The sequence below is a fragment of the Mycobacterium stomatepiae genome (assembly GCF_010731715.1).
Classification (GTDB): domain Bacteria; phylum Actinomycetota; class Actinomycetes; order Mycobacteriales; family Mycobacteriaceae; genus Mycobacterium; species Mycobacterium stomatepiae.
The window spans coordinates 1,063,113-1,077,919 of sequence record NZ_AP022587.1 but is presented as its reverse complement, the minus strand read 5'-3'; the positions used below and the strand labels follow the sequence as shown (position 1 = coordinate 1,077,919).

General features: G+C 66.8%; 13 protein-coding genes. 4 read left to right on the top strand and 9 right to left on the bottom strand.

Translation table 11 applies throughout. The features are described from left to right. Window positions 1-38 precede the first annotated feature (38 nt). Together G6N54_RS05155 and G6N54_RS05150 are read right to left on the bottom strand one after the other, a co-directional pair. Window positions 39-1,241, bottom strand: a complete 1,203-nt coding sequence (locus G6N54_RS05155) for a lipid-transfer protein (protein WP_163794525.1) — start codon at window positions 1,239-1,241, stop codon at window positions 39-41. A gap of 8 nt (window positions 1,242-1,249) precedes the next feature. Next, window positions 1,250-1,732 carry a Zn-ribbon domain-containing OB-fold protein gene (locus G6N54_RS05150; RefSeq protein ID WP_163788842.1) on the bottom strand — a complete coding sequence of 161 codons (483 nt, stop codon included), beginning with the start codon at window positions 1,730-1,732 and terminating at the stop codon, window positions 1,250-1,252. Between the two features lie 77 nt (window positions 1,733-1,809). On the opposite strand from G6N54_RS05150, the gene polA reads away from it, so the two are divergent. From polA to coaE, 4 genes are all read left to right on the top strand, one after another. Next, window positions 1,810-4,524: a DNA polymerase I gene (gene polA, locus G6N54_RS05145; protein WP_163788841.1), complete on the top strand. Its 2,715-nt coding sequence runs from the start codon at window positions 1,810-1,812 to the stop codon at window positions 4,522-4,524. Window positions 4,525-4,553: 29 nt separating this feature from the next. Beyond that, window positions 4,554-5,000 carry a DMT family transporter gene (locus tag G6N54_RS05140; protein WP_163788840.1) on the top strand — a complete coding sequence of 149 codons (447 nt, stop codon included), beginning with the start codon at window positions 4,554-4,556 and terminating at the stop codon, window positions 4,998-5,000. A 197-nt stretch (window positions 5,001-5,197) separates the two neighbouring features. Next, window positions 5,198-6,643: a 30S ribosomal protein S1 gene (rpsA, locus tag G6N54_RS05135; RefSeq protein WP_163788839.1), complete on the top strand. Its 1,446-nt coding sequence runs from the start codon at window positions 5,198-5,200 to the stop codon at window positions 6,641-6,643. Between the two features lie 6 nt (window positions 6,644-6,649). Then, window positions 6,650-7,864: a dephospho-CoA kinase gene (gene coaE / locus G6N54_RS05130; protein ID WP_163788838.1), complete on the top strand. Its 1,215-nt coding sequence runs from the start codon at window positions 6,650-6,652 to the stop codon at window positions 7,862-7,864. A gap of 4 nt (window positions 7,865-7,868) precedes the next feature. Here coaE and G6N54_RS05125 read toward each other — a convergent pair whose 3' ends face one another. From G6N54_RS05125 to G6N54_RS05095, 7 genes are all read right to left on the bottom strand, one after another. Further along, window positions 7,869-8,279 (bottom strand): hypothetical protein, encoded by a 411-nt coding sequence (locus G6N54_RS05125; protein ID WP_163788837.1) that lies wholly within the window; start codon window positions 8,277-8,279, stop codon window positions 7,869-7,871. A 23-nt stretch (window positions 8,280-8,302) separates the two neighbouring features. Next, window positions 8,303-9,079, bottom strand: coding sequence for an Fpg/Nei family DNA glycosylase (locus G6N54_RS05120; RefSeq protein WP_163788836.1), 777 nt, complete (start codon window positions 9,077-9,079; stop codon window positions 8,303-8,305). Further along, window positions 9,072-9,962 carry a non-homologous end-joining DNA ligase gene (gene ligD / locus G6N54_RS05115; RefSeq protein WP_163788835.1) on the bottom strand — a complete coding sequence of 297 codons (891 nt, stop codon included), beginning with the start codon at window positions 9,960-9,962 and terminating at the stop codon, window positions 9,072-9,074. The genes G6N54_RS05120 and ligD (G6N54_RS05115) overlap by 8 nt, the downstream gene beginning before the upstream one ends. Further along, the gene (gene ligD, locus G6N54_RS05110; RefSeq protein WP_163788834.1) at window positions 9,962-10,960 is read right to left on the bottom strand and encodes a non-homologous end-joining DNA ligase; all 999 of its coding nucleotides are present in this window, start codon (window positions 10,958-10,960) and stop codon (window positions 9,962-9,964) included. The genes ligD (G6N54_RS05115) and ligD (G6N54_RS05110) overlap by 1 nt, the downstream gene beginning before the upstream one ends. Next, window positions 10,957-11,472 carry a DNA polymerase ligase N-terminal domain-containing protein gene (locus G6N54_RS05105; protein WP_163788833.1) on the bottom strand — a complete coding sequence of 172 codons (516 nt, stop codon included), beginning with the start codon at window positions 11,470-11,472 and terminating at the stop codon, window positions 10,957-10,959. The genes ligD (G6N54_RS05110) and G6N54_RS05105 overlap by 4 nt, the downstream gene beginning before the upstream one ends. A 9-nt stretch (window positions 11,473-11,481) precedes the next feature. After that, on the bottom strand, window positions 11,482-11,949 hold the full coding sequence (locus tag G6N54_RS05100; RefSeq protein WP_163788832.1) for a DUF402 domain-containing protein: 468 nt from the start codon (window positions 11,947-11,949) through the stop codon (window positions 11,482-11,484). A 93-nt stretch (window positions 11,950-12,042) separates the two neighbouring features. Continuing rightward, window positions 12,043-14,703 carry an ATP-binding cassette domain-containing protein gene (locus tag G6N54_RS05095; protein WP_163788831.1) on the bottom strand — a complete coding sequence of 887 codons (2,661 nt, stop codon included), beginning with the start codon at window positions 14,701-14,703 and terminating at the stop codon, window positions 12,043-12,045. Window positions 14,704-14,807 lie beyond the last annotated feature (104 nt).

The following is a 14,807-nucleotide window of genomic DNA, read 5'->3' as shown; positions in this document are numbered from 1 at the left end:
TCGGCACGAGACTCGACGGGTGCGGGGGCTAACGAGGCCTAGCGGGCGACGATCACCGACGAGCCGTGGCCGAACAGGCCCTGATTCGCGGTGACGCCGACCTTGGCGTTCTCCACCTGCCTGCCGGTGGCCTGGCCACGCAGCTGCCAGGTCAGCTCGCAGACCTGCGCGATCGCCTGGGCCGGGATGGCCTCACCGAAGCAGGCCAGCCCGCCGGACGGGTTCACCGGGACCTTGCCGCCGATCGCTGTGGCGCCGCTGCGCAGCAGCTGCTCGGCCTCGCCCTTCGGGCACAGCCCCAGATGCTCGTACCAGTCGAGTTCCAGCGCGGTGGACAGGTCGTAGACCTCGGCCAGGCTCACGTCCTCGGGACCGATACCCGCTTCGGCGTAGGCCGCGTCCAGGATCTGATCCTTGAACACCCGCTCCGGCCCGGGCACCACGGCGGTGGAATCCGTTGCGATGTCCGGCAATTCGGGCAGATGCTGGGGATACTGCGGCGTCACCGTGCTGACCGCACGCACCGAGGGCACCCCGTCGAGCGAGCCGAGGTGCTTGCGCGCGAACTCGGCGCTGGCCACGATCAGCGCCGCGGCACCGTCTGAAGTGGCGCAGATGTCGAGCTGCCGCAGCGGGTCGGAGACCACCGGGCTGGCCAGCACATCCTCGACCGACGATTCCTTGCGGTAGCGGGCATTCGGGTTCTGCAGGCCGTGTTGGGAGTTCTTGACCTTCACCTGCGCGAAGTCCTCCGACGTCGCGCCATAGAGGTCCATCCGCCGCCGCGCCAGCAGCGCGAAGTACACCGGGTTCATCGCGCCGATCAGGTGGAACCGCTGCCAGTCGGGGTCGTTCTTGCGTTCCCCGCCGACCGGGGCGAACGCCCCCTTCGGCGTGGTGTCGGCGCCGATCACCAACGCGACGTCGCAGAACCCGGCCAGGATGTGGGCCCGCGCGCTCTGCAGCGCCTGCGAACCGCTGGCACACGCGGCATAGCTCGAGCTGACCGGCACGCCGTTCCAACCCAGCTTCTGCGCGAATGTCGACCCGGCGATGAAGCCCGGGTAGCCGTTGCGGATCGTGTCGGCGCCGGCGACAAGTTGGATCTGCCGCCAGTCCAGCCCGGCCTCGGCCAGCGCTGCGCGCGCGGCGACCACACCGTATTCGGTGAAGTCGCGGCCCCATTTGCCCCAGGGGTGCATCCCGGCGCCGAGGATGTACAGCGGTTCGGGTGTGCTCATTTCGCTCGTCATTTGCGCCGCTCCTCCTCATCGCTTCGCTCTGCATCGTCGCTGGCGCGCCTCCAGGCGTGCACGATGCGTTCCACACGGTCGTCGTCGACGAACAGCGGCATCGTGGTCAGCTCCATCTCCATGCCGACCTTCAGGTCGGCGGCCAGCGTGCCCTCGACCACCTTGCCCAGCACGATGATTCCCTCGTCGGCCAGCTCCACCGCGGCGATGGCGAACGGCTCGAACGGGTCGGCCGCGGGGTAGGGCGCGGGCGGGGGGTACCGGTTCTCGGTGTAGCTCCACAGCGTTCCCCGCGTCGACAGCGCGACGGACTCCAAGGCGTCGCTGGCGCAGGCCGGGTTGGGGCAGTTGTTCTCGCGCGGCGGGAAAACATACGTTCCGCACTCGGGGCACTTGCTCCCGATCAGGTGGGGATTTCCGGCGTCATCGGTGGCGAACCACCCGTCGATCGCGGCTTGTGTACTGGTGACCTCTGGCACTCGACCAGACTACCCAGCTCAAACACAAAACTGAAACGTGTTGCAGTTCTGCCGGGGCGGGTGGTTCGTCACACTGGATGCCTAGAGTGAGAGCCGTGCGCGCCGCCACAGAGGAACAGACCAAGCCGACACTGATGTTGCTGGACGGCAATTCGCTGGCCTTTCGGGCGTTCTACGCGCTGCCCGCGGAGAACTTCAAGACCCGCGGCGGGCTGACCACCAACGCGGTGTACGGCTTCACCGCGATGCTGATCAACCTGCTGCGCGACGAGTCCCCGACGCACGTCGCCGCCGCGTTCGACGTCTCGCGCCAGACCTTCCGGCTGGAGCGCTATCCGGAGTACAAGGCCGGTCGCTCGGAGACGCCCGACGAATTCCGCGGGCAGATCGACATCACCAAGGAAGTGCTGAATGCGCTGGGCATCACGGTGCTCGCCGAGCCCGGATTCGAAGCCGACGACCTGATCGCGACGCTGGCCACCCAGGCCGAGAACGAGGGCTATCGGGTGCTGGTGGTCACCGGCGATCGCGACTCCCTGCAGCTGGTCAGCGACGACGTCACGGTGTTGTACCCGCGCAAGGGTGTCAGCGAGCTCACCCGCTTCACCCCGGATGCCGTCGTCGAGAAATACGGTCTGACGCCCACGCAGTACCCCGACTTCGCGGCGCTGCGCGGCGACCCGAGCGACAACCTGCCCGGCATTCCCGGTGTGGGGGAGAAGACCGCGTCGAAGTGGATCGTCGAGTACGGGTCGCTGCAGGGCCTGGTCGACAACGCCGACTCGGTGCGCGGCAAGGTCGGCGACGCGCTGCGGGCCCATCTGGCCAATGTCATCCGCAACCGGGAGCTCACCGACCTGGTCAAGGACGTGCCGCTGGCGCAAACCCCGGACACGCTGCGGCTGCTGCCGTGGGATCGCGACCACATCCACCGGCTCTTCGACGACCTGGAATTTCGGGTGCTGCGCGACCGGCTGTTCGACACGCTGGCGTCCGTCGATCCCGAGGTGGACGAGGGATTCGACGTGCGCGGCGGCGCCCTCGAGGCCGGGCAGCTGGCCGTGTGGCTGGCCGAGCACAGCTCGGGCAAACGGTTCGGCCTGGCCGTCGGCACCCACCTGGCCTATGACGCCGACGCCACCGCGCTGGCCATCGTGTCGGCCAACGGTGAGGGCCGCTACATCGACACCACGGCGCTGGATCCCGACGACGAGGCGGCGCTGGCCTCCTGGCTCGCCGACCCCGGCCCGCCCAAGGCGCTGCACGAGGCGAAGCTGGCGATGCACGACCTCGCCGGGCGGGGCTGGACGCTGGCCGGCGTCACCTCCGATACCGCGCTGGCCGCATACCTGGTGCGGCCCGGGCAGCGCAGCTTCTCCCTCGACGACCTCTCGCTGCGTTACCTGCGCCGCGAGTTGCGCGCCGAAACGCCTGAGCAGCAACAGCTTTCGCTTCTCGACGATTCCGACGGCGTCGACGACCAGGCGGTGCAGACGCTGATCCTGCGCGCCGTGGCGGTGCTGGACCTGGCCGGCGCGCTCGACGAGGAGCTGGCCAGGATCAACTCCACGTCGCTGCTGGGCGGCATGGAGCTGCCGGTGCAACGGGTGCTGGCGGGGCTGGAACACGTCGGCATCGCGGTGGACATCGCGCAACTGTCTGAGTTGCAAAGCGATTTCGCCGCACAGATCCGCGACGCCGCCGAGGCGGCCTACGAGGTGATCGGCAAGCAGATCAACCTGGGCTCGCCCAAGCAGTTGCAGACGGTGCTGTTCGACGAGCTCGGCATGCCGAAGACCAAGCGCACCAAGACCGGCTACACCACCGACGCGGACGCCCTGCAGTCGCTGTTCGACAAGACGGGCCACCCTTTCCTGCAGCATCTGCTCGCCCACCGCGACGCCACCCGGCTCAAGGTCACCGTCGACGGACTGCTGAATTCGGTGGCCTCCGACGGGCGCATCCACACCACGTTCAACCAGACCATCGCCGCGACGGGACGGTTGTCGTCGACCGAGCCGAACCTGCAGAACATTCCGATTCGCACCGAGGCGGGCCGGCGCATCCGCGACGCGTTCGTGGTCGGTGACGGCTACGCCGAGCTGATGACCGCCGACTACAGCCAGATCGAGATGCGGATCATGGCGCACCTGTCCAAGGACGAAGGCCTGATCGAGGCGTTCAACACCGGTGAAGACCTGCACTCGTTCGTCGCATCCCGGGCTTTCGGGGTGCCGATCGAAGAGGTCACCGCCGAGCTGCGCCGCCGGGTCAAGGCGATGTCCTACGGTCTCGCCTACGGGTTGAGCGCCTACGGGTTGTCCGCCCAGCTCAAGATCTCCACCGAGGAAGCCAAAGAGCAGATGGACCAGTACTTCGCCCGGTTCGGCGGCATCCGGGACTACTTGCACGACGTCGTCGAGCAGGCCCGCAAGGACGGCTACACCTCCACGGTGTTCGGCCGCCGGCGCTACCTGCCCGAGCTGGACAGCAGCAACCGCAATGTGCGCGAGGCCGCGGAGCGGGCGGCGCTCAACGCGCCCATCCAGGGCAGCGCGGCCGACATCATCAAGGTGGCGATGATCGAGGTCGACAAGGCCATTAAGGAGGCCGGGCTCACGTCGCGGATGTTGTTGCAGGTCCACGACGAATTGCTGTTCGAAATCGCCCCCGGCGAGCGCGAACAGGTCGAAGCACTGGCGCGCGACAAGATGGGCAGCGCCTACCAGTTGGACGTGCCGCTGGAGGTCTCCGTCGGCTACGGCCGCAGCTGGGATGCCGCCGCGCACTAGCGGGAATCGTCTAACCCAGGGGGAGTGTCATGAACGCAGGCTGGATCATCCCGTTTATCGTCCTGGGCGGCGCGCTACAGACCTGCGGCGCCGCGATGAACGGCCAGCTGTACAAGCACATGATCAACCCGTGGCTGGCATCGGCGGTTTCCTTCGCGGTGATCACCGTGTTCTTCGTCGCGGCGTTCCTGGTGCGGCCCAAACCGCTGCCGACCGCAAGTGACATCGCGTCGATGCCCTGGTGGGCCGTGGTCGGCGGCATGGTGGGCGCCGTCCAGGTGTATGCCGGCCTCACGCTGGTCAACCGGGTCGGCGCCGGCACATTCATGGGCTTCACCGTCACGTCAGCACTCATCATGTCGCTGGTAATCGACCATTTCGGATGGTTACGGGTGGACCCGCACCCGATCACGCCGTCCAGGGCACTCGGCGGGGTTTTGATGGTCTGCGGAGTCGTACTCGTCGCTAAGTTTTGACGAGGTCGGCAGCTGGGACAACGCCGCGCATCGGCGGGAAATCAGGCCTGGAATTTGCCGAGCCGTAACTTCCACTCCAGACATGCGAGCGGTGTGCGGAGGGCGAGTTTGTCCAGCGTGTGCCCCGTCGAGTAGCCTTAGCAGTTAAATCCTAGTTTTATCCCTACGACCCAACCTGTCCGGAGCACCCCAACAATATGCCGAGTCCCACCGTCACCTCGCCGCAAGTAGCCGTCAACGACATTGGCTCGAGCGAGGATTTTCTCGCCGCAATAGACAAAACGATCAAGTACTTCAACGATGGCGACATCGTCGAAGGCACGATCGTCAAAGTGGACCGGGACGAGGTGCTCCTCGATATCGGCTACAAGACCGAAGGGGTTATCCCCGCCCGCGAACTCTCCATCAAGCACGATGTCGACCCCAACGAGGTCGTTACCGTCGGTGATGAGGTCGAGGCCCTTGTTCTCACCAAGGAGGACAAAGAAGGCCGTCTGATCCTGTCCAAGAAGCGCGCCCAGTACGAACGCGCCTGGGGGACCATCGAGGCGCTCAAGGAGAAGGACGAGGCCGTCAAGGGCACCGTCATCGAGGTCGTCAAGGGCGGCCTGATCCTCGACATCGGCTTGCGCGGCTTCCTGCCCGCCTCGCTGGTCGAGATGCGCCGGGTTCGTGATCTGCAGCCGTACATCGGCAAGGAGATCGAAGCCAAGATCATCGAGCTGGATAAGAACCGCAACAACGTGGTGCTGAGCCGCCGTGCCTGGCTCGAGCAGACCCAGTCCGAGGTGCGCAGCGAGTTCCTCAACCAGCTGCAGAAGGGCACCATCCGCAAGGGTGTGGTCTCGTCGATCGTCAACTTCGGCGCGTTCGTCGATCTCGGCGGTGTCGACGGTCTGGTGCACGTCTCCGAGTTGTCGTGGAAGCACATCGACCACCCGTCCGAGGTCGTCCAGGTGGGCGACGAGGTCACCGTCGAGGTGCTCGACGTCGACATGGACCGCGAACGGGTTTCGCTGTCGCTCAAGGCGACTCAGGAAGACCCGTGGCGCCACTTCGCTCGCACCCACGCGATCGGCCAGATCGTTCCCGGCAAGGTCACCAAGCTGGTGCCGTTCGGCGCGTTCGTGCGTGTCGAGGAGGGCATCGAGGGCCTGGTGCACATCTCGGAGCTGGCCGAGCGCCACGTCGAGGTGCCCGACCAGGTGGTCGCGGTCGGCGACGACGCGATGGTCAAGGTCATCGACATCGACCTGGAGCGTCGCCGCATCTCGTTGTCGCTCAAGCAGGCCAACGAGGACTACACCGACGAGTTCGACCCGGCGAAGTACGGCATGGCCGACAGCTACGACGAGCAGGGCAACTACATCTTCCCCGAGGGTTTCGACTCCGAGACCAACGAGTGGATAGAAGGCTTCGACACTCAGCGCAACGAGTGGGAGGCCCGCTACGCCGAGGCCGAGCGCCGGCACAAGATGCACACCGCGCAGATGGAGAAGTTCGCCGCTGCCGAAGCCGCCGGGCACGCCGACAGCGACCACGCACCGGGCAACGGCTCGTCCTCGCCGAAGGAGGCGGGCGGCTCGCTGGCCAGCGACGCACAACTCGCCGCGCTGCGCGAAAAGCTCGCCGGCAACGCCTAACCCTCGATGCTGCGCATCGGCTTGACCGGTGGCATCGGCGCCGGGAAATCGGCGCTGTCCGCCACGTTCGCGGAATGCGGCGGGATCATCGTCGACGGCGACGTCATCGCCCGGGAGGTCGTCCAACCGGGCACCGAAGGTTTGGCGTCGCTCGTCGAGGCGTTCGGTGAGGACATCCTGCAGCCGGACGGTTCACTGGATCGTCCGGCCTTGGCTGCCAAGGCTTTTGCCGACGACGAGGCACGCCAGAAGCTGAACTCGATCGTTCACCCGCTGGTGGGCAAGCGGCGCGAGGAGATCATCGCGTCGGTGCCCCCGGACTCGGTTGTGGTCGAAGATATTCCGCTGCTGGTCGAATCGGGTATGGCGCCGATGTTCCCGTTGGTGATCATCGTGTACGCCGATGTGGAACTGCGGGTGCGGCGACTGGTCGAGCTGCGCGGCATGCCCGAGGACGACGCCCGCGCCAGGATCGCGCTGCAGGCCAACGACGAGCAACGTCGTGCCGTCGCCGACATCTGGCTGGATAACTCGGGTAGCCAAGAGGATTTGGTCACACGCGCCCGCGAGGTGTGGACCGACCGGATCGTGCCGTTCGCGCACAACCTGGCCGAGGGGCGGTTCGTGCGCGCACCGGCGCGAGTGGTACCCGCGGATCCGACCTGGCCGGACCAGGCGCGGCGCATTGTCAACCGGCTGGCGACGTCGTGCGGCCATAAGGCGTTGCGGGTCGACCACATCGGGTCGACCGCGGTGCCGGAGTTCGACGCCAAGGACGTCATCGACATCCAGGTCACCGTCGAATCACTGGCCGTGGCAGACGAACTCGGTGAGGCGTTGTTGTCGGCCGGTTACCCGCGCATCGAACACATCGAGCAAGACGAAGCCAAGACGGACGCGCGCAGCACGGTGGTCGAGTACGACCACCAAGACGATCCGTCGTTGTGGCAGAAGCGAATTCATGCCTCGGCCGATCCCGGGCGCCCCACCAACGTGCACATCAGGGTGGCGGGCTGGCCCAACCAGCAGTTCGCCCTGCTGTTCGTCGACTGGCTGGCCGCCAACCCGGAAGAGCGGGTGAACTACCTGGCCGTCAAGCACGAGGCCGAAAAGCCCGCGAACGGCGACATGGCGCTTTATGTCGAGGCCAAGGAGCCGTGGTTCGCCGACGCTTATCGCCGGGCCTGGGAGTGGGCGGATTTCACCGGCTGGAAGCCTTAGCTCGCTAGGCGGGTAAGGGTGCTCCGCATTGCAGCGCACCGTTATTGGGATCTGCATTACCCGCCACCGGGCGTACCATCTGGTCGGCCTGGGTGAAAACGTTGTCGTCGACGTCGATCTCGCAGTGCACGTTCGCCGAGTACGGGAAGTGCAGCACGATCCGCAGGCCGGCTTGGCCCGGATCAGCCAACACGGTGTTGGCCTCGAACGCGTTGCCCGGCATCGACGGAAGGTTGGTGGTGTTGGTCTGGCCGCCGTTGGTGACGAAGGTGGCCTGACTGCCCGTCGTCAGGGCGTCGATCCTGGCCCGGTAGGTGATGTTGTGCAGCTCCGCGTGCGCCGTCGCGGGAACCAGCTGCGAGCCGAGCACGGTGACCGCGAATACCGGTATCCACCTGCGCGTACGAGGTTTCATAGCTGCAGAGATTACGCCAGCCCCTAGTGCTGGCAGTGCGGGCACCACACCGACATCCGGCCGTTGATTCGACCGTATCGTAGTCGTGTCCGGCAGCGCGGACAGCTCGGATCCGGCTCGTCACGTACGCCGGTCAGCCACGAGGGCAGGCCGGGCACCCGGCCGTGTCGTACCGAGGTGCGCAGCGCCTGGATCATCGCGGAGTGCAGACGTTTCACCTCCTCGTCGGCGAGATCGCCAACAGGACGCGTGGGCAGCACCCTGGCCCGCCAGCAGATTTCGTCGGTCAGCAGGTTGCCCAGGCCGGCGATCACCGCCTGGTCCATCAGCGTCGGCTTCAACCGCCCGTGTCTTGCGGCCAGTACTTCGCGGAACTCGCGCAGGCCGATGCTCAGCGCGTCGGGACCTTGCGGACCCATCACATCCGCGATGTCGTCGTCGCCTTCGGCCAACCACAGCCCGCGCAGCTTGCGCAGGTCGGAGTAACGCAGTGCACCTTTGTCGAGCGAGACCACCAGCCGCTCGTATTTTTCCGGCTCGGCGCTGTCGGCGGCGAAGTACGGATGGCCGGTCATGCCGCTGTGAATCAGCAGTGCCGGACCGTCGGTGGGCAGAATTAGCCACTTACCATGCCGACGCGGGGTGCGGAAGCGGTGCCCGATCAAGCGCTGGCCCAGCGCCGCGGCGGAGGTGTTGCGCAGGACGCCGGGATCGTGGACCTCTACCCGCTGAATTCGGCGGCGCGGCAAGCCGTTAGCCAGCTCGCGCCGAAACCCTTCGACGTCGGGCAGTTCAGGCATGCAGTTTCGCCAATCGCTTCAGCGGTCCGCTCAGCGAGCGGGCATGCCGGGGCATGTCGGCCCATGGATCGCCCTGTGCGGCGAGCCGTTTGGGAAGGTCGCGAATGCTGAACCGGTCCGCCCGCAGACCGCGAGTATCCAGCTCGTCCCACTCCAGTGGGGTGGCTACCGGCGCGCCAGCGCGGGCCCGGACCGAATACGGTGCAACAGCGGTCTGCGCGTACGCGTTTCGCATGATGTCCAGGTACACCCGGTCGCCGCGTTTGTCCTTGCGGGCCTCCACGGTGCGGTGCGCATCGTCGTCGGCCACGACGACTTCGGCGACGTCGCGGGCGAATTGCCGAACGGTGTCGAAGTCGGCGTCGGGGCGTAACGGCACCACGACATGCAGCCCGCGTGATCCGGTGGTTTGCACGTAGCGCGCCAGTCCGAGGTCATCCAGCACGCCGGCAAAGGCGCGGGCGGTCGCACGCACCACCGCGAAATCGGTGCCGGACGGATCGATGTCGAATACCAAGCGGTCGGGGTTGTGCAGGCGAGTTTGCCGCGACTGCCACACATGCAGGGTGATACAGCTCTGATTGGCCAGCCAGCACAGGGCCGCCGGGGATTCGGCCAGCGGATGGACCAGCGTGCCGCCTTCCTTCTCGACTTCGACCCCGCCCATCCAGCCCGGCAGTGTCTCGGCGAAATCCTGTTGCACAAATCCTTTTTCGCCGATGCCGCGTGGGAAACGTTGCACGGTCAGCGGTCTGCCCTTGAGGTGCGGCAGCATGGTGTCGGCCACGCCGCCGTAGTAATCAGCCAGATCCCGCTTGGTGATCCCGTCCTTCGGGAACAGGACTCGATCCGGGTGGGTGATCTCGACGGCAATGCGGGACATCACGGCATCTCCCGGACGACGTCGCCGGGGTCCTTGTCGGTCCGGAGGCCTAGGTAGCGTGGATGCCGGAGCTTGCCGTCGCGCGTCCACTCGCTAAACCCGATCTGGGCCACCAACTCCGGACGTACCCAGCGAGCGCCGTTCTCGCGCACCAGCCCTCGGGTGAACGGCGATGTGTCCTGCTCGATCGGGGAGAGTCGTCCGTGGAGGTTGTGCAGCGTGGCTTCGTCGAAGCCGGTGCCGACCTTGCCGGCATACACGAAGTCGCGACCGTCGTGATAGCCGAGCAGCAGCGCGCCCAACTCGATTCGGCTGCCCTTCGGGCTGGTGTAGCCGCCGACGACGAACTCCTGGTCGCGGACGCATTTGAACTTCAGCCAATTCCTCGAGCGGCCGCTTGCGTACGTGGAATCGGCGAGTTTGGCGATCACTCCTTCGTCACCCCGCCGGCATGCGGCCCGGTAGGCGGCGAGGCCGTCCTCGACGCGATGCGCGGTGTTGCGCAACGGGTCAGCGAAGCTGATCGCATCCCGTAGCAGTCGCTTGCGCCACCTCAGCGGTACCTCGGTGGTGCACTTGCCGTCCAGGTGCAGCAGGTCGAAAAGGTAGTAATACACCGGGATTCCCGATGCCCGGGCGACGTCGGGATCGGTGATCCCCAGGCGCCCCTGTAGCCGGGAGAAGCTGGTGTGGCGGCCCTCGAATGCGACGACCTCACCGTCCACCACGAATCGCGTCGTGCGCTGCGCGGCCAGTGCGTCGACCAGCTCGGGGTAGGTTCCGTTGAGTGGTTGGCGGTTTCGTGACAGCAGTCGGATTTGATCGCCGTCGCGAAACGTCAGGCAGCGCATGCCGTCGAACTTGCGCTCGAAGATCCACTTAGGGTCGCTGAACCGCCGGTCGGTCAGCGTGGCCAACGTGGGTGCCCGCCAATCCGGCACCGCCTCGTCGTGCAGCAGTGCGCGCACCGAGTCGGGCAGGCCGGCGAGATCGGTCATGACGATTCGGCGAGATCGTCGAGCGCGTCGGAGTACATCGGTGGTTCGGGTTGGCTCTTAACCAGTGTGCGTCGCGGGTCGGCGCCGTCGTCTTTGCGTTTGATCAGCAGCCAGGTCTCGTCTTTGCCCGCCCGAATCCTGGTGAGGGTGAAGCCGCTGCACAGCTTCTCGCCTTGCAGCCAGAACGAAAGGTGGCCGCGGTTCAGGCATTCGCCCATGTCCCGTCCGGTCGCGTTGATGTAGCTGCCGCGGTCCCAGACGACCGCGTCGCCGGCTTCGGGGAGCTGCAGCGGGTGGTCCTCGATGCGGCGCGCCATCCGCCTGTCCTTCGGATTCATCGACGGCCCGGCCATCGCCCACGAGACCAGCACGCCGTCGATCTCGAGGCGGAAGTCGTAGTAGTCGCTGCCGGCCGCACGCTGCTGGATGACGAAGCTGGGCTCGCTGTTGGTGGTGCGCCGTCTGCGTCCCAGTCGGCCGCGCAGCGCCGAGCGCCGTTTACTCAAGGGCATATCGCAGAGTTACCCGCCCGTCCGTTGCGAAAACTGTGACCGGCTGCGCCAGGTGAGCTCGACGCCGGCTCCGGACAGCCAGCGGTGCAGGTCGTGGCCGTTTCGAGCCAGCCCTTCCACGGTGTGCACGGCGCGACACACCGCCTGCTCAGCGACCTCGGGCGCCAGCAGCCCGTGCCGCACGGCATCCAGCAGCTCGTCGACATCGGCCAGCACCGCTCCCGAGCCGGTACGCACCTCGATATCGAGGTAGTGGTCCTCGGAGGTCCACACGTCGGGGCCGCGCGTGTATTCGCCGATATCGAGGTAGTAGTCGTGGTCGCGCTCGTGGCCCGGGTTGAAGTGGAATACGGTGGCGCGCAATCCCAGCGACGGCAGCAGCCACGATTCCAGGTAGTGGAACTGGGCCCGGCCGGGAGTCGGCCGGGCGACGTAGAGCCCCCACGGGTGCACCGCGTACTCATCGACCGCCCGCACAATGCCTTTGGGATCGGTGTTGGTGCGGGCGAGCAGGTCGAATGTTTCGTGCTTCGGTGGATGGATGGCGTCACCTTACCGGGATCGCGAGGGTCAGCGGCGCAGCCGGATCTTCCACCGGACGAAGCCGAGATAGAGAAACGACAGGCCGCCCAGCATGCCGACGTCGAGCAGCCAGGTCTTCAGGGTGTGCTGCCAGAACCGGTCCTTGGCGAGCAGCGAATCCGGTACCAGGTGGCGCAGGTCGATCGTCGCGGCCGCCGCGGCATACCCCCAGCGTGCCGGCATCGCGAACGACAGCTGATCGAGCCCGAGCCGGCCGGTCACCGGGACCATGCCGCCGCACAACACCAACTGCGCCATCACCGTCACCACGAACAGCGGCATGATCTGCTCGCTGGAGCGCACCAGCGACGAAATGGCCAGGCCGAGAACGGCCGACGCGACACACGTTGCCGCGACGGTCGCGAAGAGTTCGACGGTGGCGGCGACCGTGCCGTGGCCCAGCAGCAGGCCGCCGCGTGTCGGGGCGCTCTTGCCGATCACCACGATCGCGGTGACGATCGCCGACTGCACGATCGCGAATCCGCAGAAGACCGCCGTCTTGGCCAGCAGATAGGAGGTCGTGGACAGGCCGACCGCTTGCTCGCGCTGGAAGATGGCGCGTTCGCCGACCAGGTCGCGGATCGTCAGCGCGGTGCCCATGAATGCTGCGGCGGGCATCAACAGCGCCAGTATCTGGGCGGATTCGTCGGGTGTGCCGGCGTTTTGACCGGGCAGATGGAATCCGTTCGAGCCGGGCACCGTCAGCGACAGCGACCCCAGAATGAATGGCAACACCGCCAGGAAGATGAAATACGCGCGGTCGGCCACGACCAGACGGATCTGCCGGCGGGCGATCGTCGAGATCTGGCGCCGCAGGCTGGTGTGGACCGGCTTGCCCAGTTCGTCGGGCTCATCGTCGTCGGCCGCCAGCGGTTTCTGCGGTCGCCGTTCGGCCTCCTTTCGTTCCAGGAAGCGCCGGTTGGCTTCCTCGGGGTCGGCGCCCACCTTGGCGAAGATCTTGGCCCAGTTACTGGTGCCCATCGCCGTGCCGATCTGGTCCGGCCGGCCGCAGTAGGCCGTCTTGCCGCCGGGCGCCATCAGCAGCACCTGGTCGCACAGCTCCAGGTACGACAGCGAGTGCGTCACGACCAACACGACACGGCCGGCGTCGGCGAGCTGACGCAGCATCGTCATGACCTGCAGGTCCAGCGCGGGGTCCAGGCCCGACGTCGGCTCGTCCAGGATCAGCAGGGAGGGGCCGGTCAGCAGTTCCAGGGCCACCGAGGCGCGCTTGCGCTGTCCGCCGGAGAGCTTGTCGACCCGGGTCTCCGCGTGCTTGGTCAGGTCGAGTTCCTCGAGCACCTGCGCGACGACCTTGGCCCGGTCGGATTTGCTGGTATCGGGTGGCAGTCGCAGCTCGGCCGCGTACCCCAGGGCCTGGTTGACGGTCAGCTGGCGGTGTACGACGTCGTCCTGCGGGACCATGCCGATCCGGCTGCGTAACGACGCGTACTCCGAGTGAATGTTGTGGCCCTCGAAGGTGACCGAGCCAGAGCTGGGCGTGGTGTAGCCGGCGATCAGCCGGGCCAGGGTGCTCTTCCCTGCGCCGGATCCACCGATGACGGCGGTCAACGTCCCGGGGCGCGCGGTCAGTGAGATGTTGTCCAGCAGTTGTTTGCCGCTGTCGACGACGTACTTGACGTCGCGCACCTCGAGACCGCCGGCGCGGGTGGCGGCCTCGCTGAGCTTGACCAGGCTGCCGTCGCGCACGACCAGGTCGACGTTGCCGATGGTGACCACGTCGTCGTCGCTCAAAATCGCCGACCCCACCCGGGTGCCGTTGACGAACGTCCCGTTGATGCTGGTGTCCCGGATTTCCAGGCCCAGCGATGTGGGGATCAAGGTCGCGTGCTGGCGCGAGGCCAGCACGTCGGAGACGACGACGTCGTTCTCTGGGGCGCGTCCGATCGTCTTGGCGCCGGCGGTGCCCGCGGCCGACGACGACCGCGGTGAAAGTAACTTCACAAAACGCGTCGCGAGGTTGGAGACGTCGGCGGTCTTCGCGTCGATCACGGTGGACTCGGCCGGCGGCGTCTCGTCCGGCCGGGCCGACGGCATGGCCGGCGACTCGGCGTTGACGACGGTCAGTTCCTCGGGCGGCGGCGGCATCGGTGGTGGTGCCTTACGCGGCGGTGTGCCGGGATGCCTTGGCGGCCCTGGCATTTGAGGTTGCTGCCGCCGGGCTGGCGCGCGGGGTGGCGGGTTTGCAGCCTGCCGCGGCGGAGGCGGGAGCGGCTGCGCGGTCGTCGTCGGTAGGACCGGAAGCGCGGACCAGACAACGGTGGGAGGCCCCGAATCCGGCGTCGCCCTGATCGGGGGCGGTCCGCTGATCCGACCCTGCTGCGGTCCGATCGCGAAGATCAGCCGCGGGCCCTGAGGATTTCCGATGTTGATGCTCTGGCCGTCGTGGATGTCTATGACCGGCATCCGGTAGCCGTTGACGTAGGTTCCGTTCAGCGAGCCGTTATCGATGGCCAGCCAACGCCCACGATCGAAACGCACGATCAGGTGCGCGCGCGATATCCGCGGGTCGGCGATACGGAGGTCCGCCTGCTGATCGCGTCCGATGATCGCCTCGTCACCTGCGGCGAAGGTTCGTTGAGACCCGTTGTGCCGAACTGTCAGGACAGGCGGGGCGGGTCGACTCACGACTCAAGTATCGGTGCGCCGAGTCAGTGCCTCCCATCGGACGCGCCTGTGACTTAGCTTTGTTTTCGGTTCGGCGGCTTCATAGCTGGTTCATAGCGTCCGGC

What these genes read in the sequence shown, in the direction of transcription:
- G6N54_RS05120 (WP_163788836.1), bottom strand. Translation starts at nt 9,079, where the DNA reads ATGCCTGAACTGCCCGACGTCGAAGGGTTTCGGCGCGAGCTGGCTAAC.
- polA (WP_163788841.1), top strand. Translation starts at nt 1,810, where the DNA reads ATGCCTAGAGTGAGAGCCGTGCGCGCCGCCACAGAGGAACAGACCAAG.
- coaE (WP_163788838.1), top strand. Translation starts at nt 6,650, where the DNA reads ATGCTGCGCATCGGCTTGACCGGTGGCATCGGCGCCGGGAAATCGGCG.
- G6N54_RS05155 (WP_163794525.1), bottom strand. Translation starts at nt 1,241, where the DNA reads ATGAGCACACCCGAACCGCTGTACATCCTCGGCGCCGGGATGCACCCC.
- rpsA (WP_163788839.1), top strand. Translation starts at nt 5,198, where the DNA reads ATGCCGAGTCCCACCGTCACCTCGCCGCAAGTAGCCGTCAACGACATT.
- G6N54_RS05125 (WP_163788837.1), bottom strand. Translation starts at nt 8,279, where the DNA reads ATGAAACCTCGTACGCGCAGGTGGATACCGGTATTCGCGGTCACCGTG.
- ligD (WP_163788835.1), bottom strand. Translation starts at nt 9,962, where the DNA reads ATGTCCCGCATTGCCGTCGAGATCACCCACCCGGATCGAGTCCTGTTC.
- G6N54_RS05105 (WP_163788833.1), bottom strand. Translation starts at nt 11,472, where the DNA reads ATGCCCTTGAGTAAACGGCGCTCGGCGCTGCGCGGCCGACTGGGACGC.
- G6N54_RS05140 (WP_163788840.1), top strand. Translation starts at nt 4,554, where the DNA reads ATGAACGCAGGCTGGATCATCCCGTTTATCGTCCTGGGCGGCGCGCTA.
- ligD (WP_163788834.1), bottom strand. Translation starts at nt 10,960, where the DNA reads ATGACCGATCTCGCCGGCCTGCCCGACTCGGTGCGCGCACTGCTGCAC.